Raw genomic sequence first — 18,773 nt, forward strand, 5'->3', positions numbered from 1 at the left:
CGTCGAATACGACGGCATCCATGGGCGAGCCGATCCTGACGCTGTCCGGCGTGCACACCCACATCGGCCAGTACCACATCCTGCAGGGCGTGGACCTGGCCGTGCCGCGCGGGGCCCTAGCCGTGCTGCTGGGCCGCAACGGCGCCGGCAAGACCACCACGCTGCGCACCGTGATGGGATTGTGGCGCGCCAGCGCCGGGACCATCGTGTTCGACGGCCGCGACATCACCGGGATGGCCACGCCCGACATCGCGCGCGCCGGCATCGCCTACGTCCCGGAAAGCATGGCCGTGTTTTCCGAACTGACGGTGCGCGAGAACCTGGTGCTGGCAGCCAGGAACGGGCTGCTCGACAGCGCGCGCGTCGACTGGATCTGCGGTTTCTTCCCGGCCCTGCGCAAGTTCTGGCACAGCGCGGCCGGCAATTTGTCCGGCGGCCAGAAGCAGATGGTGGCGATCGCGCGCGCCGTCGTCGAACCGCGGCAACTGCTGCTGGTGGACGAGCCGACCAAGGGCCTGGCGCCGGCCATCGTGGCCAGCCTGATGGCGGCCTTCCTCGACCTCAAGGACACCAGCACCACGATCCTGCTGGTCGAACAGAACGTCAACTTCGTGCGCACGCTGGGCGACAGCGTCGGCGTGATGGACGACGGCCGCGTCGTGCATGCCGGCGCCATGCACGACCTGGCCGGCGACGCGGCGCTGCAGCAGCGCCTGCTGGGCCTGGCGCTGGACGCGCACCAGTGAAAACGCATGCATGCCGCACCGGACAAGGAAACCATGACGTGAACGCCACCTACCCGATCGACCCGGCCGTAGAGCCGGTCCCACCCGCCCCGGCCGCGCCAGCGGACGCGCCGCTGCCGGCGCCGCGGCGCGACCTCCTGCCGCTGCTGCTGGCGCCGGCGCTGGCGCTGGCCATGCTCCCCTTCGTCAGCCTGCCGACCTGGATCACGCTGACCGTGGCCGGCCTGGCCATGGGGATGATGATCTTCATCATGGCCAGCGGACTGACGCTGGTGTTCGGGCTGATGAACGTGCTGAATTTCGGCCACGGCGCTTTCGTTTCCGTGGGCGCCTTTACCGCCACCACCGTGCTGCTGCCGATGCGCGGCTGGCTGGAAGCCGATTCGCTGGCGGCCAACCTGGGCGTGCTGGGCTTGGCGGTGGCGCTGGCGATGCTGGTCACCGCCCTGCTCGGCTGGGCGTTCGAGCGCGTCGTCATCATGCCGGTGTACGGCCAGCACCTGAAGCAGATCCTGGTCACGATGGGCGGCATGATCGTCTCGGAACAGCTGATCAACCTGATCTGGGGTGCCGAGCAGATCGCGCTGCCGATGCCGGCGGCGCTGCGCGGCGCCATCTTCCTGGGCGACGCCGCGATCGAGAAATACCGGCTGCTCGCGGTCGCGGTCGGGCTGGTGGTATTCGCCGCCATGTTCTTGGTGCTGAACCGCACCCGCATCGGCCTCCTGATCCGCGCCGGCGTCGAGAACGGCGAGATGGTCGAGGCGCTGGGCTACCGCATCCGCCGCCTGTTCGTCGGCGTGTTCGCGGCCGGTTCGGCGCTGGCCGGGCTGGGCGGCGTGCTGTGGGGCTTGTACAAGGAAAACCTGGTGGCGCACATGGGCAGCGAGATCATGGTGATGGTGTTCATCGTGGTCATCATCGGCGGCCTCGGCTCGGTCGGCGGCTGCTTCATCGGCGCCCTCCTGATGGCGCTGGTGGCCAACTACGCCGCCTTCCTGGCGCCCAAGGTCGCGCTGGTGTCGAACCTGATGCTGATGGTCGCGATCCTGCTGTGGCGGCCGGCCGGCCTGTATGCGAAAGCGAGGCACTGAGATGCTGGCGAAGCTCCTGTCGAACGACCTGCCGCGCAGCCGCCTGCTGACCGGCCTGCTGGTCGCGATCGCGCTCGGCCTGTTGCTGGCGCCCTTCCTGTTCAGCGGCGCGCGTCCGCTCAACACCGCGGCCACCGTCTGCATCTACGTCGTGCTGGTGGCGTCATACGACCTGTTGCTGGGCTATACGGGCATCGTCTCGTTCGCCCACACGATGTTCTACGGCATCGGTGCCTACGGCATCGGCATCGCCCTGGCGCGCGTCGACGAACCGACCTGGGGCGCCGCGCTGGCCGGCCTGGGGCTGGCGCTGGCGCTGACGGTGCTGCTCGCCTTTCTCATCGGGCTGTTCGCGCTGCGCGTGCGCGCCATCTTCTACGCCATGATCACGCTGGCGGTGGCGGCCTCGTTCTCGGTGCTGGCGTCGCAGCTGTCCGACCTGACGGGCGGGGAGGACGGGCGCACCTTCGGCGTGCCGGCGCTGCTGTCGCCCGGCTTCACCCTGTTCGAGAGCGACGTGCTGGGCCGCGCCGTCGATGGCCGCCTGATCACCTATTACCTCGTGCTGGCCGGCTGCGCCCTGCTGTTCCTGCTGCTGCTGCGCCTGGTGAACTCGCCGTTCGGACGGGTGCTGCAGGCGATCCGCGAGAACGAATTCCGCGCCGAGGCGCTCGGCTACCGCACCGTGGTCTACCGCATCTGGGCCAACGTACTGGCCGCCGTGGTGGCGGCGCTGGCCGGCGCCCTGATGGCGCTGTGGCTGCGCTACGTCGGCCCCAAGACCATGCTCGGCTTCGAGGTGATGACGGACATCCTCTTGATCGTCGTGATCGGCGGCATGGGGACGATGTACGGCGCGGTGGTCGGCGCCGCCCTGTTCATCCTGGCGCAGAACTACCTGAAAACGCTGATGGGCCAGGTATCGGAGGCGCTGGCGGGCGTGCCGCCGCTGGCGGCGGTGCTGCATCCGGACCGCTGGATGCTGTGGCTGGGCGTGCTGTTCATCCTGTCCATCTACTTCTTCCCGATCGGGATCGTCGGCAAGCTGCGCATGCGGCGTTACCGCAAGCGCTGACGGCCGGTCCTGCACGCATGTGCAGGCATACATGCGTGCATGCCTGACGATGCCGTGCGGGCGCCGTCCCGCCGCATGGCGTCGCATCCGGCACCGGCAGGCCTGCCAGATCGGTCTTGCGATATTGCAACTTCCCACCTGCAAGTAATTGCACGATCTCAATTTCCCCCAATATTCGCATCCAGGGTGCATGCCTTGCGCCCGCGCGTACTGCCCGATTCGCCTTCACCTGTCCAGCCCGGCCGTTAGCCAAAGATCAATACCTGTTGACTTTTGAATCATATGATGAGCCCAACAGTGGCCTCGTCGACCAGCCAGCGCGAGCTGTCCACCATCCTACTGGCTTCCATGAAAGGGCTTTCCCATGAAAGGGCTTTCCGCGAAATCCATGTGCGCGACGGCGGTCGTTTCGCTGGCGGCGCTGGGCTCCGGCACTGCCGGCGCCGCCGGGGTCGAAGTACTGAATGAAGGGTTCGGCAATCTCGGCGGCCTGGATGGATGGACCCAGCTCAACGCCAGTACGCCACCCGGCACGGGCTGGTTCCAGGGCAACCCGGGCATCTTCGGCGCCCAGTCCGGCGCCGCCGATGCCTACGCGGCCGCCAACTACCTCGGCGCCGCCAACGGCAGCGGCAGCGTCGACAACTGGCTGATCACCCCCGTCCTCGACCTGACCGGCACCACGGTACTGAGCTTCTTCACCCGCCACGATACGGAATCGAACTTCAACGACCTGCTCGAAGTCCGTTTTTCGTCCGGTTCCGGCAGCGATCCGTCCGGTTTCTCCACCCTGCTCGGCAGCGTCGGGCGCGCCACCGCCTATCCGGACGACTGGACCGCGTTCACCGCCAGCATCGGCACCGAGGGCGCCGGCCGCTTCGCGTTCCGCTATGTCGGCCAGGCCGATACCTTGAACTATGTGGGCCTGGACACGGTCTCGGTGGTAACGGCTGTCCCCGAACCGGCTGCCTGGATGATGCTGGCCATGGGCCTGGGCGGCTTCGGGCTGCTGCGCCGCGCATCGCGTCAATGAGAGGAACCATCATGTCCAAGCAAAAAATGCTCACTGCCAGCGCCATGGCGGCGCTGTGCGCCCTCGCCGCGTTCTCGATGCAGGCCAAGGCGGCCGGCCAGGAAGGCATGGTCGTCGTGCGCGACCCCGTCACCAGCCAGGTACGCGCACCCACGCCCGATGAACTCCGGGCACTGCGCGCCAAGGCGCCGGCGCCGGCAGCGCTCGGCGCCGGCGCGGCGCAGGGACCGGCCGCGCTCAGCGCCCGTAATGGCGCGCGCGGCGTGCGCCTGGGCGAGAAGTCCATGGTCTACGAAGTCGTCGCGCGCGGCGCCGACGGCACGTTGTCCAGCCAGTGCGTGCAGGGCGAAGCGGCCGCCGCCGATGCCCTCGGCCGTCCCGCCAACACCGAACACAAGGAGCACAGCCATGATGTCCGCTGAAATGCCGTCCGCCGGGCTACAGCCGGCCGAATCGGGGGCTGCCCAATCGCAGCCTGCCGCGCCGTCGCGCCTGCAGCGCACCGCTGCCGCCGCCCGGACGATGGCGGCCGCGGCCGCCCTGGCTTGCGCCGTCGCCGGCGCCGCGGGCAGCGCACAGGCCGCCGCCACCATCGTGATCGTCAACCAGAACGCCACCGGCGTCGGCTTCAACGACCCGACCCCGGCCGCGCCGGTCGGCGGCAACCCCGGCACCACGCTCGGCCAGCAGCGCCTGTATGCCTTCCAGCGCGCCGCCGATATCTGGGGCGCCACGCTGACCAGCAACGTGCCGATCCGCATCGGCGCCTCGTTCGTGCCGCTGTCGTGCACCGCCACCAGCGCCACGCTGGGTTCGGCCGGCGCCAACGAAATCTGGTCCGATTTCCCCAACGCGCCGCGCGCCAACACCTGGTATCCGAGCGCCCTGGCCAGCAAGCTGGCCGGCGAGGACGTCGCCACGCCGGGCGAGCCGCACATCGTGGCGCGCTTCAATTCGCGTGTCGGCCTGTTTTCCGACTGCCTGCCGGGTTCCGGCTTCTACCTGGGCCTGGACCGCAATTTCGGCACCCAGATCGACCTGGTGACCGTGCTGCTGCACGAGTTCGCGCACGGCTTCGGCTTCCAGACCTTCACCGACGACGAGACCGGCGCCGAGATCCTGAACATCCCCTCGATCTGGGATTACTACCTGCTCAACAACCGCAACAACCGCCTGTGGGTGGAGATGACGCCGGCCGAACGCGCGGCATCGGCCACGACCTGGCGCGGCCTGTCGTGGAACGGCCCGATCGTCACCGCCGCCGTGCCGCAGGTGCTCGACCCTGCCTCGAACCTGGCGATTTCCGGCAGCGCCGCCGGCAGCGCGACCGGCAACTACCAGGTCGGGGATGCCGCCTTCGGCCCGCCGCTCGGCCAGCCGGCGGTCAGCGGCCAGCTGATGCCGGTGGTCGACCAGGCCAACGGCACCGGCCTGGCCTGCGAACCGTTGAGCAACCTGAATGCGCTGGCGGTGCGCGGCAACGTCGCACTGGTCGACCGCGGCACCTGCCCCTTCGTCGACAAGGCGCGCAACGTGCAGGCGGCCGGCGCGATCGGCATGGTGGTGGCCGACAACCAGCCGGGCGACGTCAGCGACCTCGGCGGCGCCGATCCGACCATCGCCATCCCGGCCGTGCGCATCACGCAAGCCGATGGCGTCACCCTCAAGGCGTCCCTGCAGCGGCGCTCGCGCACCCAGTCGGGCGTGCTCGCCAGCCTGGGGGTCAATCCGAACCGCCTGGCCGGCACCGACAGTGCGGGGCGGATCCTGCTGTACACGCCCAGCACCCTGTCGCCGGGTTCGAGCGTCTCGCACTACACCACCGAGGCCAAGCCGAACCAGCTGATGGAACCGGCGATCAACGTCGACCTGACGCACGAGGTGACGCCGCCGCGCGACCTGACCTTCCCGCTGCTGCGCGATATCGGCTGGTAAGCCGCGGTCCGGCAGTCCGGCAGTCCGGCAGTCCGGCAGTCCATCGTTCTGCCGGCGCGGCGGGGTGACGCTCAGGTAGTCCGCCCGAGCGGCGCTCCCGCGGTCCAGGGCGCGCCGGCGAGGTCGCGCCGCCGAAGCGCATGACGAAAAAAAGCCGGCACCACGAGGTGCCGGCTTCGATGTTGCGACCGCGTCCGCTCGCTCGCGTCACGCCCGCATCGCACCCGTACGATGAAAAGCGGGCGGACGCCGCGGACGGCTGCGCGCCGATTACAGCTGGTTGATCGACGGCTGCGTGACCGCGTCCTGGTTCGGCTGGGTCGCTTCGTAGTTCTTCACGCCGGTCAGGATTTCCTGCTTGGCGGCTTCCGGGCCTTCCCAGCCCTCGACCTTGACCCACTTGCCTTTTTCCAGGTCCTTGTAGTGCTCGAAGAAGTGCTGGATCTGGCGCAGGGTCAGTTCCGGGACGTCTTCCACCTTTTGCAGGTTGCTGTACAGCGGCAACAGTTTCTCGACCGGCACCGCCAGGATCTTCGAGTCGCCGCCGGCTTCGTCGGTCATCTTGAGCACGCCCAGCACGCGGCAGCGCACCACCACGCCCGGGATCAGGGCGAACGGGGTGATCACCAGCACGTCGCACGGGTCGCCGTCGTCGGCCACGGTGTTCGGGATGTAGCCGTAGTTGCACGGGTAGTGCATGGCGGTGCCCATGAAGCGGTCGACGAAGATCGCGCCGGATTCCTTGTCCACTTCATACTTGACCGGGTCGGCGTTCATCGGGATTTCGATGACGACGTTGAAGTCGTTCGGCACATCGCGGCCGGCGTTGACGTTATTCAGGCTCATGGGTGTCCTTGGTTGCTGGAGAAACAATAAAGGGAGCCATTATAGCGAATCGTCCCGGGCTTGTGCGGCGCACAAGCCCTCATCAACGACGGAAACAGCCGAGGAAAACGAACGTTCTACAACAAGGTCGCCAGGGCGCACTGGCGGTAATGGCGCGCGGCTTCCTCGTGCTGGCCCAGCGCTTCGTGCAGTTGCGCCAGCTTCAGGTGCGCCTCGCGCACCATGACGCCGTCGCCGGCGTCCGACAGCGCCTGCTCGAGGTAGCGCTGGCCCTTGCCCCACAGTTTCTGGCGCAGGCACAGCGAACCCAGGGTCAGCGCCAGCTGGGCATCGTCCGGATGCTCGCGCAGCCAGGCTTCGCAGTGTTCGATCTGGGCCAGCAGCGCCGCCGAGCCTTCCGGAGCGGCGGCGTCGCGGTAGGCGCGCACCACGCGCTCGTCCCAGCCGGCGCGCAGGGCGTCCTCGGCCACCGCGCGCGCTTCGTCGTGCAGGCCGTGCGCATTCAAGGCGGCCACCGCGCGCGCGGCGATGGCCGGCTGCACGCGATCCGCCGCCGGCACCGCCGCCCATTCGCGGCGCAGCGCATCGGCGTCCTGCGCGCCTTCGGCCAGCAGGTCTTCGTAGGCCAGCTCGCGCAGGCGCTTCGACAGCGCCGGGTGCAAGGCATTGCGCTTGTCGAGCGTGCGCACCAGGCGCAGCACTTCCGGCCAGTTGCGCGCCTGCTGGTTGGCCTTCATCGCCCACTGCAGCGCGTGGATGTGGCGCTGGCCGCTGGCGTTGAGCTCGGCCACCGCTTCCAGCGCGCCTTCCGGCTTGTGCTCGTCGACCGCCAGTTCGGTGACCGTCATCAGGCGCGCGGTCTTGAGGCCGGCGTCGTGGGCGATGCCGGCCAGCCAGGCGTCGCGCCGCGCCGGCTCGCGCATGCGGTGCGCGGCGCGCGCGCCGACCAGGGCTGCCAGGCCGGCATTCTCGGGCAGCTCGGCGGCGCGCATGGCGGCCTTTTCGGCGTGGCCGAAGCGGCCCTCGAACAAGGCCTTGAGGGCCTCGCGCAGGCCGCGGTTGGCTTCGCGCTCGCGCTTGCGCTGCCGGTACTCGGCCACGCGCTCGGGCATGCCGAGGGTAGCGCGCAATGCGCGCACCAGGCCGTACAGCACCAGGAACAGCAGCGCCGCCAGCACCACGAACAGGTTGAGCGACATGTCGATCCGGTGCGGCGGATAGAAGAACACCACGTTGCCGGGATTGAAGCGGGCGGTCACGGCGATGCCGATCGCCGCCGCCATCAGGGCCACCAGCCAGAGAAGTAGACGCATGGCTTATTGGCTCTTCGATTTGTAGTTGCGCACGGCGTTCAGGCTTTCCGACAGGTCGGGCACGTCGATCGACACGTTGTTGGCCTGCACCTGGCGCAGCAGCGCCTGCGCCACCTGGGTCGAGCGCGCGCGCGTGTCGAAGTACTTGACCAGCATTTCCTGGGCATTGCCGAGGTCGTCGCGGAAGGTGCCTTCGTTGCGCGACAACAGCGCCAGGCGCGCGTTCAGCAGGCGCAACTTGAGGTTCTCGCGCACGAAATACGATTCGCTCGGCGACAGCATCAGCGCCTCCGGCGTGTCGACGGTGCGCACCCGCACCAGCTGGCGCATGTCGTCCCACATCTCGTGGCTCCAGTTGCGCAAGGTCTCGGCCATGCGCCGGCCCAGCCCCGGCTCCTCGGCGGCCGGCGAACCTGCGGCCGGCGACCCGGCGGCCGGCGACCCGGCGCCGGCAGGCCGTGCCGGCGCCGCAACCGCGCCGCGGGCGCCGCCGTTCACGCGGCTGGGCGCGCTCGGCTGGGCCGGCTTCTCGTCGGACAGCAGCGGCAAGCCGTCGATCTGCGCGATCACGTTGTCCAGGCGCAGCGCGATGCCGGCCTGGTCCACCGACGGCAGCGCCTTGAGCTTCTCGATGTCGCGCGCGATGGCGCGGCGGATGGTGATGAATTGCGGCTTGTCGGAGCGCGACAGCGAGCGGTCGGCATTCTGCAGCGCGATCAGGGCGCCCTGCACGTTGCCGGCCAGCTGCAGCTGCTGGCTGGCGGTGGACAGCACCTGCTCGATCTCGGTCAACGCCCATTCGTCGCGGTTCTTGGAGACGTCCTGGTACATCTGCTGCAGCGCCGCCTGCTGGTTCTGCGACTCGGCCGCGCGGCTTTCCAGCACCCCGACCTTGACTTCCAGTTCCTTGGCGCTTTCCTGGGTGTCGCGCACCAGCTGCGCGGTCTCGGCGTTGGACGCATTGTCCTTCTGCAGCGTGCGCGCGACTTCCTCGCGCAGCTTGCCGAAGCGGTTGTGGGTCGACCAGGTCTGCACCGCCAGCAGCAGCGCCAGCGCCAGGATGGCGACATTCTGCGGCTTGCCCAGCAAGGCCCCCAGGCTTGAACCCTCGGGCACGCGCGGCTCGCCCAGCGGCGGCGGCGCGAAGGACGGGGACGCGCCCGCCGCGGCGGCGGACGTGGCGGCGGAAGGCGTGGAAGCGGCGGGCGCGGCGTGGCTATCCGGCGGCACGGACGCGCCGCCCGCGCCCGGCTGGTCTGGCTGGTTGGGCAATTCGTTCATGCCCGTGATTGTAACGCGGCAAGCAAACGCTCGTCGCCGGAACCGGTCAGCGTGATTTCCGTGAAACCCAGCGCCCGTGCGGTCTGCGCGATCCTGGCATGCGGCACGATCAGGCGTTGCTGTTGCAGTTTTGCCACATTTTCCGCACCTTCCAGGCTGCGCACCAGCGCATCCAGTCCGCGCAAGGCTTCCGAGCTGGTGACAATCCAGTCGTTCGGGCGCACCAGCAGGTCGGCCAGCGCAGCGGCCAGGGCGGCGTCCAGCGCAGGCACGGCGCGCCGGTAGGCGACCAGGGTGTCGACCGCGCAGCCGGCCGCGCGCAGGGCGTCGGGCAGCAGCTCGCGGCCGCCGTCGCCGCGCACCACCAGCGCGCGGCGGCCGGCGATGGCATCCAGGTCGAGCGCCTGCAGCAGGTGCTCGGAATCGCTGTGGGCCGGATCGCGCGGACGGTAGATGCGCGCGCAGGCGTCGTCGACGCCGTACTGCGCCAGCGCCAGGCGGCTGCCCTCGCCCACCACGGCGATCGCCGTGTCCGCGGGCCAGCGCGGAATATGGGCGAAGGCGGCGTCGACCGCGTTGGGCGAGACGAAGGCGACCAGTGCGTACTCGTGCAGGCCGGCCAGCACGCACCGCAAGCCGTCCTGGTCGTCGACCGGCGCGATGTCCAGCAGCGGCAGCAGCACGGGACGCCGCCCCAGCGCCGTCACCGCCCGCGCCAGCGGTTCGGCCTGGCGGCGCGGGCGGGTGATGACGACCGGTACATCGTGCCGGTCACGCGCTTCAGACGCCGAATTCGGCGCCGCAACGGCAGACGCGGTCCCATCCGCACCGGCGGCGCCGGGATACGCACCCGCAAGCGCTGCGGCATCGGAATGGCCGCCCGCGGCCGCCGCGGCGGCGCCCATGGCCGCAGGCGGCGTCACGGCCGCGCCGGGCGCCGCGCCTGCGTCCTGCTCAGGCATCGCCGGCGGCGGCATCGCGCTTGCACTCGGCCAGGATCGCGGCCGCGTCCTGCTGCGCCAGCAGTTGCGCCGCCTGCTCGCCCACCGCTTCCGGCAGCGCCGCCGGGCCGGATGCCTCGGCGAAGGCACTGCGGCGGCCGTCCGGCGTGGCGACCATGGCGCGCAGGTGCAGCGTGTCGCCGTCGATGACGGCGTGCGCCGCCAGCGGGATCTGGCAGCTGGCGCCGAACACCTTGGAGACCTTGCGCTCGGCCGTGACCGCGCGCGCGGTGGCTTCGTGGTTCAGCGGCGCCAGCAGCGCGGTCAGGTCGGCGCCGTCGCTGCGCGCGCCGCCCACGATCTCGATCGCCATCGCGCCCTGGCCGGCGGCCGGCAGGCTGATCTCCGGTTCCAGGTAGGCGCGGATGCGGCGCTCCAGGCCGAGGCGCTTGAGGCCGGCGGCGGCCAGGATGATGGCGGCGTAGTCGCCGCGGTCGAGCTTGCCCAGGCGCGTGTCGAGGTTGCCGCGCAGCGGCTTGATCACCAGCTGCGGGTAGCGCGCCGCGATCAAGGATTGGCGGCGCAGGCTGCTGGTGCCGACCACGCTGCCAGGCGGCAGGCCGGCCAGGCTGTCGTAGTCGTTGCAGACGAAGGCATCGCGCGGGTCCTCGCGCTCGAGCACGGCGGCCAGCTCGAAGCCCTGCGGCAGTTCCATCGGCACGTCCTTGAGCGAGTGCACGGCCAGGTCGGCGCGCCCTTCCGCCATCGCCACCTCCAGCTCCTTGACGAACAGGCCCTTGCCGCCGACCTTGGACAGGGTCTTGTCCAGGATCTGGTCGCCACGCGTCGTCATGCCGAGGATGTCGATCTGACACTGCGGATATAATGCCGCGAGCCGGTCGCGCACGTGCGTGGCCTGCCACATGGCCAGCCTGCTCTCGCGCGATGCGATAATGAGTTTCGCGGGGATGCGCTGGGTCGTATCGGTAGAGTTCAAAACGGATTCTTTCACTGTCGTTGTGCCGCCGCCGTGCCGTACCGGCCGGCCCGGCAAGGCATGCTTGGAACCACAAATTCTAGCACGCGCCCCCTGTACCGACAGCCGGCCGCCATGCCTGTCGACGAGTCCGGCGCCCTGCCTGCCGCCATGCCTTCCCACCAATCCAACCCGTGGTCGATAATGGACAAACCTGCACCAGACATGAATGCACCAAGCACCATCGATGCATCGAGCACCATCGCCGCCGGCGCCGACAAGGACGCGCCGCTGAAGGAAGACATCCGCCTGCTGGGCCGCCTGCTGGGCGACGTGCTGCGCGCCCAGGAGGGCGAGGCGGTGTTCGACGTGGTCGAGACCGTGCGCCAGACCGCGGTGCGCTTCCGCCGCGAGGACGACCAGCAGGCCGGCGCCGAGCTCACCACGCTGCTGAAGAAACTCACGCGCGAACAGACCATCTCGGTGGTGCGCGCGTTTTCCTATTTCTCGCACCTGGCCAACATCGCCGAGGACCAGCACCACATCCGCCGCCGCCGCGCCCACCTGCTGGCCGGCTCGAAGCCGCAGCCGTCCTCGGTGGCCTACGCATTGGAGCGCCTGAAAGGGGCCGGCATCGGGCGCGACGCCATCGAGGCCTTCTTGCAGGATGCGCTGGTGTCGCCGGTGCTGACCGCGCATCCGACCGAGGTGCAGCGCAAGAGCATCCTGGACGCCGAGCACGACATCGCGCGCCTGCTGGCCGAACGCGACCTGCCGCTCACGCCGAAGGAACGCGCGCGCAACCTGCAGCTGCTGCAGGCGCGCATCGCCACGCTGTGGCAGACGCGCATGCTGCGCTACGAAAAGCTGACCGTGGCCGACGAGATCGAGAACGCCCTGTCCTACTACCGCATCACCTTCCTGCGCGAACTGCCGGCGGTGTACGACGACATCGAGGAAGAACTCGCGGCGCATTTCCCCAGCCCGGACGACCACCCGGCCGCCGAGGTCGCGGACGACGACGGCGTCGACAGCATCGTCAACGCCCCGGCCCCGATCGACGCCAACTACATGCAGATGGGCAGCTGGATCGGCGGCGACCGCGACGGCAACCCCAACGTCAACGCCGCCACCATGCAGCGCGCGCTGGTGCGCCAGGCCACCACCATCTTCGATTTCTACCTCGACGAGGTGCACGCGCTGGGCGCCGAACTGTCGCCCTCGACGCTGCTGGTGCCGGCCAGCCCGGCGCTGCAGGCGCTGGCCGATGCCTCGCCCGACCACTCGCCGCACCGCAGCGACGAGCCGTACCGGCGCGCCCTGATCGGCATCTATGCGCGCCTGGCCTCGAGCGCGCGCGAGCTGGGCGCCACCAACATCCTGCGCAAGGAAGTCGGCCACGCCGATCCGTACAACGACCCGGCCGAATTCGTGGCCGAGCTGACGACCGTGGACGCATCGCTGGCGGCCAACCACGGCGCCATCCTGGCGCGCCCGCGCCTGCACGGCCTGCTGCGCGCGGCGCGCGTGTTCGGCTTCCACCTGGCCACGCTCGACATGCGCCAGAGCTCGGACGTGCACGAGCGCATCCTCGGCGACCTGTTCGCGCGCGCCGGCGTGCAGGCCGACTACGCCAAGCTGGAAGAAGCCGGCAAGGTGCAGCTGCTGCTGGCCGAGCTGGCCCAGCCGCGCCTGCTGTACTCGCCCTACGAAAGCTACGACGAGACCACCGAGTCCGAGCTGCAGGTGCTGCGCACGGCGCGCGAAGTACGCGCCCGCTACGGCGCGCGCGCGATCCGCAACTACATCATCTCGCACACCGAGACCGTGTCCGACCTGCTCGAAGTCTTCCTGCTGCAAAAGGAAGCCGGCCTGCTGCATCCGGGCCAGGGCCGCGCCGACGTGATGGTGATCCCGCTGTTCGAGACCATCCCCGACCTGCAGCGCGCGTCGACCATCATGGCCGAGTGGATGGCGCTGCCGCTGGTGAACGAGATCATCGCCAACCAGGGCCGCCTGCAGGAAGTCATGCTCGGCTATTCTGACTCGAACAAGGACGGCGGCTTCCTGACTTCGAACTGGGAGCTGTACCAGGCCGAGCTGAAACTGGTGCAAGTGTTCGCCGACGCGAATGTGAAACTGCGCCTGTTCCACGGCCGCGGCGGCACCGTCGGCCGCGGCGGCGGCCCCAGCTACGACGCCATCCTGGCGCAGCCACCGGGCACGGTCAACGGCCAGGTGCGCCTGACCGAACAGGGCGAGATCATCTCCTCGAAATTCAGCAACCCGGAGATCGGCCGGCGCAACCTGGAACTCCTGCTGGCGGCCACGCTGGAAGCCGGCCTGATGCCGCACGGCGAAGACCGCGCGCAGGTCGAGCGCCTGGGCTGCTTCGAGGCGGCGATGGCCGAGCTGTCGCAGCGCGCCTACCAAGCCTACCGCGACCTGGTGTACGAGACCCCGGGCTTCACCGACTACTTCTTCGCCGCCACGCCGATCGCCGAGATCGCCGAGCTGAACCTCGGTTCGCGCCCGGCCTCGCGCAAGTCGACGCGGCGCATCGAAGACCTGCGCGCGATCCCGTGGAGCTTTTCGTGGGGCCAGTGCCGCCTGCTGCTGCCGGGCTGGTTCGGCTTCGGCGCCGCGGTGTCCGGCTGGATCGCCGACGGCGCCGACGACGCCGACCGGGAAGGCCGCCGCGCCCTGCTGGGCGAGATGGCGCGCCACTGGCCGTTCTTCATGACGCTGCTGTCCAACATGGACATGGTGCTGGCCAAGAGCGACCTGGCGATCGCCTCGCGCTACGCCGAACTGGTGCCGGACGCGCTGCTCCGCGAGCGCATCTTCAAGCGCATCGCCGACGAGTACCACGCCACGCTGCGCTGCCTGGAACTGGTCACCGGCAACGGCGAGCGCCTGGCCGGCAACCCGCTGCTGGCGCGCTCGATCCAGAACCGCTTCGCCTACCTGGACCCGCTCAACCACCTGCAGGTGGAACTGATCCAGCGCCACCGCGCGCTGTCGAAGGAACCGGACCAGGTCGACGAGCGCGTGCACCGGGGGATCCACCTGTCGATCAACGGCGTGGCGGCGGGCTTGCGCAATACGGGTTGATGGGTGCGGCTTAAATGATGGCCAGGTACTTATCGTCGTCCCCGCGAAGGCGGGGACCCATGCTGCGCTTGCGAAGTCGGCGCACCCGAACCATGCGCAGGCTGAGCAAATGTGACGAATTTGCTTGCCTCGCATGGGTCCCCGCCTTCGCGGGGACGACGCATTGGCGCTCGCTCCTTCGGCGAAGCGCTTGTGCCCGATACCCCTTCATTCTCAGCGCCTGACCGACACCCCGAACGCCACCCCCAGGTCCGCCGTCCTGCGGTTCAGTCCGTGCACCAGCGACGCATCCAGCTGGCAGTCCTTCGACAGCTTGAACATGAACCCGCCGTCGACCGCGGCCTGGGTGCCGCCGTGCTGCGCCCCGGCGATCTGCGGCGCCGCCAGCTCGACGTAGCCCTGCAGGCGCTCGTCGATGGCGCGGCTCACGGACAAGGCCAGGAAGCCGTAGCGGTAGCGCGCCCCGCGCTCGTCGTTCTCGGTGGCGAGGCCGGGCATCAGCTGCAGGTTGACGCCGCCGGCCAGGTCCCAGCTCATCGGTACATAAGCGGCGGGACGGGCGCCGCGGCCGCGCAGCTGGCGGCTGCCGCTGGGCAGGTCGACTTCGCCCAGCAGCGCCAGCGCCGGGCGCGCGCCCTGCTGCTCGGCCAGCTTCCACTTGAAGCCGAGCGCGGTATCGGCGTAGCCGACCGTGGTGCTGCGCTCGCCGGTGGCCGGGTCGACGTCGTGGATGACGTCGCGGCCGTCGGTTTCCAGGCGCAGCTCGAGCTCCTCGCCCACGCCGATGCGCAGCAGGGCCGGCGTCGACAATGCACGCTCGTGCCGCGTATCGTCGCGCTGGCGCTCCCACTGCACGCCGGCTTCGAGCTGTACGCGGCCGCGCCCGACCGTGTCGCTGGAGGCGCCGAAGCCGGGACGGTCGGGACTGATGTCGTCATCGCCGGATGCTTGCGCGAACGCGGGCTGCGCCAGGCCGCCGGCCAGCGCCAATGCCAGGCCGATGCGCAGCGCCACGGACAACGACGCCTGGTGAGGAAAAACGGAACGTGGAAAAGCCATCACATGCTCTGAAGTAAGAAAAACGCCAGTATCCTCCGGCCGGCTGCGCGGCGCCAACGCGGGAAGCGCGAGCGTTACCTAAACGCAACTGACCAGTCGACCGATACGGCAACGCATAAAAAAAGCGCCGCCTCGCGGCAGCGCTTTCACCGATCCGGGCGCCTGCGCGCTCGCGGAACGCGGCGGGATCAGTGCGTATTCGCCTGGTCCAGGCTCTGGCCATCGTCCTTTTCGATCGCCTTGCGGATCTTGGCCACTTCCGACGCCGTCGCCGCCGGCGCGTGGTTGCCCCAGCTGTTGCGCACGAAGGTCACCAGCTGCGCGGTCTCGTCGTCCGACAGGCGCCATGCGAAGCCCGGCATGCCCAGCTCCGACGGACGCTCCCTGGTCGACGGCAGGCGGCTGCCGCGCAGGATCAGGCGGATCAGCGAACTCGGATCGTCGGCCAGTACGGTCGAGTTGCCCGGCAGCGCCGGGAAGGTGATTGCGTTCGACTTTCCGTCGGTGCGGTGGCAGGCGGCGCAGTTGTCGATGTACAGCTGGGCGCCGCGGTTGGCTTCCTGGCCGGCCTTGAGCGCCTTGGCGGTGTCCTCGCTGGCCGCGTAGGTCGCCTTGCCGCCGCCGTGCGCCGGCAGCGACTTCAGGTAGGACGCGATCGCATGCAGGTCGGCATCGGTCATGTTCTGCGTGCTGTGCGCCACCACGTCGTTCATCGGACCGCCAACCACAGCGTTGCTGCGGTTGCGGCCGGTCTTCAGGGTGTCGACGATGTCCTGCTCGTTCCAGGTGCCCAGGCCGCCGGCCTGGTCGCCGCGCAGGTTGACCGCGCGCCAGCCGTCGATCAGGGCGCCGCCCGCCAGGTAGTCCTTGCCGCCGTTGCCGGCTTCGTCCAGCGCCAGTTCCTGCATGGTGGAAGCGCGCGGGGTGTGGCAGGTGCCGCAGTGGCCCGCGCCCTGCACCAGGTAGGCGCCGCGCGCCAGCGCTTCGCTCTGGTACTTCGAGACCTGGAAAGTGCCCACGTCGGTCGGCGCGAAGCGCTTGCGCCAGATCGCCACCGGCCAGCGGATCGACAGCGGCCAGGTGATGTCGTTCTTGCGATTCGCCTGGTTGACCGGCTGTACCCCCTGCATGAAGTAGGCGTACAGGGCGCGCATGTCCTGGTCGCTCAGCTTGCTGTACGACGGATACGGCATGGCCGGATACAGCGTGACGCCGTCGGCGCGGATACCGTGACGGATCGCGCGGTCGAAGTCGTTCAGGCTGTAGTTGCCGATGCCGGTGGCCTTGTCCGGCGTGATATTGCTGCTGTACATGTTACCGATCGGCGACTGCACCGGACGGCCGCCGGCGAAGGGCTTGCCGCCCGGCGCCGTGTGGCAGGCGATGCAATCGGAAGCGACCGCGACGTAGCGGCCGGCTTCCACCAGCGCGGCCTGGTCGGCAGCGGCGCCGGCCGGCGTTGCGGGAATCGCGCGGGTCTCGGTCGGGGTCAAGGCATAGGCCAGCGCACCGGCGAACACGACCACGCCGATGCCGACGACGGCGGTAAGGGCTTTTTTCGTTGTACTCATCGTCATGCCGTCCTTATGCCTGCACCAGCGGGCCGGGGTTGCTCAGGTATTGCTCGCGGATCGCCTTGGCGCACCAGTAGGCCAGGCCGCCGACCAGGCCGGTCGGGTTGTAGCCGTTGTTCTGCGGGAAGGCGTTGGCGCCGGGCGCGAACACGTTCGACACGTCCCACGACTGCAGGTACTTGTTCAGGGCCGAGGTCTTCGGGTCCTTGCCCATGATGGCGCCGCCGCAGGTGTGGGTCGACTGGTACTGGGTCACGTCGTAGTGCTGGCCATCCTTCTTGGCATCGCCCTTCATCGCCAGCGGATTCAAGACCTTGCACATTTCCTGGGCCTTGCCGACCAGGAACTGCGACGCCTTGATCTCGTTGTCGTGCCAGTCGAAGGTCATGCGCAGCAGCGGGCGGCCGAAGGCATCCTTGTAGGTCGGGTCCAGGCTCAGGTAGGCATCGTCGTAGGACATGCACGAACCCTGCACTTCGTAGTAGAACTGGTGGCGGAACACTTCCTTGACGCTCTTCTTCCAGGCGCTGCCCCAGTTGGGGACGCCCGGCGGGGTCGGGATGCCGCGCACCGGACCGGCGCCCGGCTGGCGCGCCCAGACGATGCCGCCGCCGACGAAGCCGCTCTTGGTCGGGTCGTTCTGCTTGCCGTTCAAGTCGTCGAAGGTGGCGCCGGCGCCGCCGATGCCGATGAACGGATTGGCCTGCACGGTCTCGTCGAAGTACATGACGACGCGGTTCAGGTTCTGGTACGAGTAGTTCTTGCCGATGGTGCCGGTCTTGGTGACCGGGTCGTACGGCGTGCCGATGCCGGACACCAGCATCAGGTGCACGTTGTACAGCGAGAACGCGCACAGCAGCACCAGGTCGGCCGGCTGCTCGGTCTCGCGGCCTTGCGCATCCAGGTAGGTCACGCCGGTGGCGGTCTTCTTGTCGTCGGCCAGGTTGACCTTCAGCACCTGCGCGTGGGTGCGCATCTCGAAGTTCTTGCGGCCGCGCACGACCGGCCAGACGTTGGCGTTCGGGCTGGCCTTCGAGTAGTTCAGGCAGCCGTAGTCCGAGCAGAAGCCGCAGGCATTGCACGGGCCCATCTGGCAGCCGTACGGGTTGATGTAGGCGCGCGAGGCGTTCGAGGCCGGGATCGGGTAGGCGTGATAGCCCATTTCCTTGGCGGCTTTATAGAACCATTCGGAACCGAGGTAGTTCGGGTTCGGCGGCAGCGGGTACTCGCGCTTGCGCGAGCCTTCGAACGGGTTGCCGCCCTCCTGGACCTGGCCGTTGATGACGCCGGCCTTGCCCGAGGTGCCGCACACGTACTCGAAGTGGTCCAGGCTCGGCTCCAGTTCGTCGTAGGTGATCGGGAAGTCCTGGATGCTCATGTTTTCCGGCAAGAGCTTCTTGCCGAAACGCTGTTCCATGTTGGAGCGCAGCAAGAAGTCTTCCGGCAGCGGGCGGAAGTGCGCGCCCGACCAGTGGCTGCCGGCGCCGCCGACGCCGGTGCCCGGCTTGAACGAACCCATCTGGCGGTACGGCACCGCGGTGTCGTTCACGCCGTGGCGGATGGTGACGGTTTCCTGGGCCAGCGCCTGCAGGTAGCGGCGGTGCACCGAGCCTTCCAGCTCGTCGACCACGCGCGGATAGGCGAAGTCGGGCTGGGTGTCGCGGTCCGGACCGCGTTCCAGGCAGACCACGTTCAGGCCGTGGTCGGTGAGTTCCTTCGCCAGGATCGCGCCGGTCCAGCCGGCGCCGACGATCACGGCGTCTACTTTGGTTTTTACGATTGCCAT

15 protein-coding genes are annotated in these 18,773 nt (G+C 69.1%); 7 read left to right on the plus strand and 8 right to left on the minus strand.

The genetic code is table 11. The annotated features are described in order from the left end of the window. Positions 1-20 precede the first annotated feature (20 nt). From HH212_RS25660 to HH212_RS25685, 6 genes are all read left to right on the plus strand, one after another. Entirely contained in the window at positions 21-746 is a 726-nt protein-coding gene (locus HH212_RS25660; RefSeq protein ID WP_170205707.1) for an ABC transporter ATP-binding protein, read from the plus strand. Between the two features lie 38 nt (positions 747-784). Continuing rightward, positions 785-1,840: a branched-chain amino acid ABC transporter permease gene (locus HH212_RS25665; protein WP_229217471.1), complete on the plus strand. Its 1,056-nt coding sequence runs from the start codon at positions 785-787 to the stop codon at positions 1,838-1,840. Between the two features lies 1 nt (position 1,841). Next, positions 1,842-2,915 carry a branched-chain amino acid ABC transporter permease gene (locus HH212_RS25670; protein ID WP_211172422.1) on the plus strand — a complete coding sequence of 358 codons (1,074 nt, stop codon included), beginning with the start codon at positions 1,842-1,844 and terminating at the stop codon, positions 2,913-2,915. 364 nt (positions 2,916-3,279) lie between these two features. Next, positions 3,280-3,948, plus strand: coding sequence for a choice-of-anchor J family PEP-CTERM protein (locus HH212_RS25675; protein ID WP_170205037.1), 669 nt, complete (start codon positions 3,280-3,282; stop codon positions 3,946-3,948). A gap of 11 nt (positions 3,949-3,959) precedes the next feature. Continuing rightward, positions 3,960-4,370, plus strand: a complete 411-nt coding sequence (locus HH212_RS25680; protein WP_170205038.1) for a post-PEP-CTERM-1 domain-containing protein — start codon at positions 3,960-3,962, stop codon at positions 4,368-4,370. Further along, a complete protein-coding gene (locus tag HH212_RS25685; protein ID WP_229217472.1) occupies positions 4,357-5,883 on the plus strand; it encodes a PA domain-containing protein in 1,527 nt (508 codons plus the stop codon). The genes HH212_RS25680 and HH212_RS25685 overlap by 14 nt, the downstream gene beginning before the upstream one ends. A gap of 270 nt (positions 5,884-6,153) precedes the next feature. On the opposite strand, the gene ppa is transcribed toward HH212_RS25685, so the two are convergent. The 5 genes from ppa to hemC all read right to left on the minus strand — a co-directional run bounded on the left by ppa (position 6,154) and on the right by hemC (position 11,261). Further along, positions 6,154-6,729, minus strand: coding sequence for an inorganic diphosphatase (gene ppa / locus HH212_RS25690; protein ID WP_170205039.1), 576 nt, complete (start codon positions 6,727-6,729; stop codon positions 6,154-6,156). Positions 6,730-6,845: 116 nt separating this feature from the next. Continuing rightward, positions 6,846-8,042 (minus strand): heme biosynthesis protein HemY, encoded by a 1,197-nt coding sequence (locus HH212_RS25695; RefSeq protein WP_170205040.1) that lies wholly within the window; start codon positions 8,040-8,042, stop codon positions 6,846-6,848. Positions 8,043-8,045: 3 nt separating this feature from the next. Then, on the minus strand, positions 8,046-9,323 hold the full coding sequence (locus HH212_RS25700) for a uroporphyrinogen-III C-methyltransferase (protein ID WP_170205041.1): 1,278 nt from the start codon (positions 9,321-9,323) through the stop codon (positions 8,046-8,048). Continuing rightward, a complete protein-coding gene (locus HH212_RS25705) occupies positions 9,320-10,285 on the minus strand; it encodes a uroporphyrinogen-III synthase (protein ID WP_308633233.1) in 966 nt (321 codons plus the stop codon). The genes HH212_RS25700 and HH212_RS25705 overlap by 4 nt, the downstream gene beginning before the upstream one ends. Further along, positions 10,278-11,261, minus strand: coding sequence for a hydroxymethylbilane synthase (gene hemC / locus HH212_RS25710; protein WP_370663899.1), 984 nt, complete (start codon positions 11,259-11,261; stop codon positions 10,278-10,280). Before hemC ends, HH212_RS25705 begins: the two co-directional genes overlap by 8 nt. A 93-nt stretch (positions 11,262-11,354) precedes the next feature. Between hemC and ppc the strand changes: the two genes are divergently transcribed. Beyond that, positions 11,355-14,354, plus strand: coding sequence for a phosphoenolpyruvate carboxylase (ppc, locus tag HH212_RS25715; protein ID WP_370663946.1), 3,000 nt, complete (start codon positions 11,355-11,357; stop codon positions 14,352-14,354). Positions 14,355-14,567: 213 nt separating this feature from the next. On the opposite strand, the gene HH212_RS25720 is transcribed toward ppc, so the two are convergent. From HH212_RS25720 to HH212_RS25730, 3 genes are all read right to left on the minus strand, one after another. Then, positions 14,568-15,413, minus strand: a complete 846-nt coding sequence (locus HH212_RS25720) for a transporter (RefSeq protein ID WP_170205044.1) — start codon at positions 15,411-15,413, stop codon at positions 14,568-14,570. A 188-nt stretch (positions 15,414-15,601) separates the two neighbouring features. Further along, positions 15,602-16,984, minus strand: coding sequence for a cytochrome c (locus HH212_RS25725; protein WP_170205045.1), 1,383 nt, complete (start codon positions 16,982-16,984; stop codon positions 15,602-15,604). A 13-nt stretch (positions 16,985-16,997) separates the two neighbouring features. Next, positions 16,998-18,773 carry a GMC family oxidoreductase gene (locus tag HH212_RS25730; RefSeq protein ID WP_170205046.1) on the minus strand — a complete coding sequence of 592 codons (1,776 nt, stop codon included), beginning with the start codon at positions 18,771-18,773 and terminating at the stop codon, positions 16,998-17,000.

Origin of the sequence: Massilia forsythiae (assembly GCF_012849555.1) — a bacterium.
Taxonomy (GTDB): Bacteria; Pseudomonadota; Gammaproteobacteria; order Burkholderiales; family Burkholderiaceae_D; genus Telluria; species Telluria forsythiae.

Excerpts from the sequence above, each read along its gene's own strand:
- HH212_RS25700 (WP_170205041.1), bottom strand. The coding sequence starts at position 9,323 with ATGAACGAATTGCCCAACCAGCCAGACCAGCCGGGCGCGGGCGGCGCG.
- HH212_RS25685 (WP_229217472.1), top strand. The coding sequence starts at position 4,357 with ATGATGTCCGCTGAAATGCCGTCCGCCGGGCTACAGCCGGCCGAATCG.
- HH212_RS25680 (WP_170205038.1), top strand. The coding sequence starts at position 3,960 with ATGTCCAAGCAAAAAATGCTCACTGCCAGCGCCATGGCGGCGCTGTGC.
- HH212_RS25705 (WP_308633233.1), bottom strand. The coding sequence starts at position 10,285 with ATGCCTGAGCAGGACGCAGGCGCGGCGCCCGGCGCGGCCGTGACGCCG.
- ppa (WP_170205039.1), bottom strand. The coding sequence starts at position 6,729 with ATGAGCCTGAATAACGTCAACGCCGGCCGCGATGTGCCGAACGACTTC.
- HH212_RS25660 (WP_170205707.1), top strand. The coding sequence starts at position 21 with ATGGGCGAGCCGATCCTGACGCTGTCCGGCGTGCACACCCACATCGGC.
- HH212_RS25675 (WP_170205037.1), top strand. The coding sequence starts at position 3,280 with ATGAAAGGGCTTTCCGCGAAATCCATGTGCGCGACGGCGGTCGTTTCG.
- HH212_RS25695 (WP_170205040.1), bottom strand. The coding sequence starts at position 8,042 with ATGCGTCTACTTCTCTGGCTGGTGGCCCTGATGGCGGCGGCGATCGGC.
- HH212_RS25670 (WP_211172422.1), top strand. The coding sequence starts at position 1,842 with ATGCTGGCGAAGCTCCTGTCGAACGACCTGCCGCGCAGCCGCCTGCTG.
- HH212_RS25720 (WP_170205044.1), bottom strand. The coding sequence starts at position 15,413 with ATGGCTTTTCCACGTTCCGTTTTTCCTCACCAGGCGTCGTTGTCCGTG.
- HH212_RS25730 (WP_170205046.1), bottom strand. The coding sequence starts at position 18,773 with ATGGCAATCGTAAAAACCAAAGTAGACGCCGTGATCGTCGGCGCCGGC.
- HH212_RS25725 (WP_170205045.1), bottom strand. The coding sequence starts at position 16,984 with ATGAGTACAACGAAAAAAGCCCTTACCGCCGTCGTCGGCATCGGCGTG.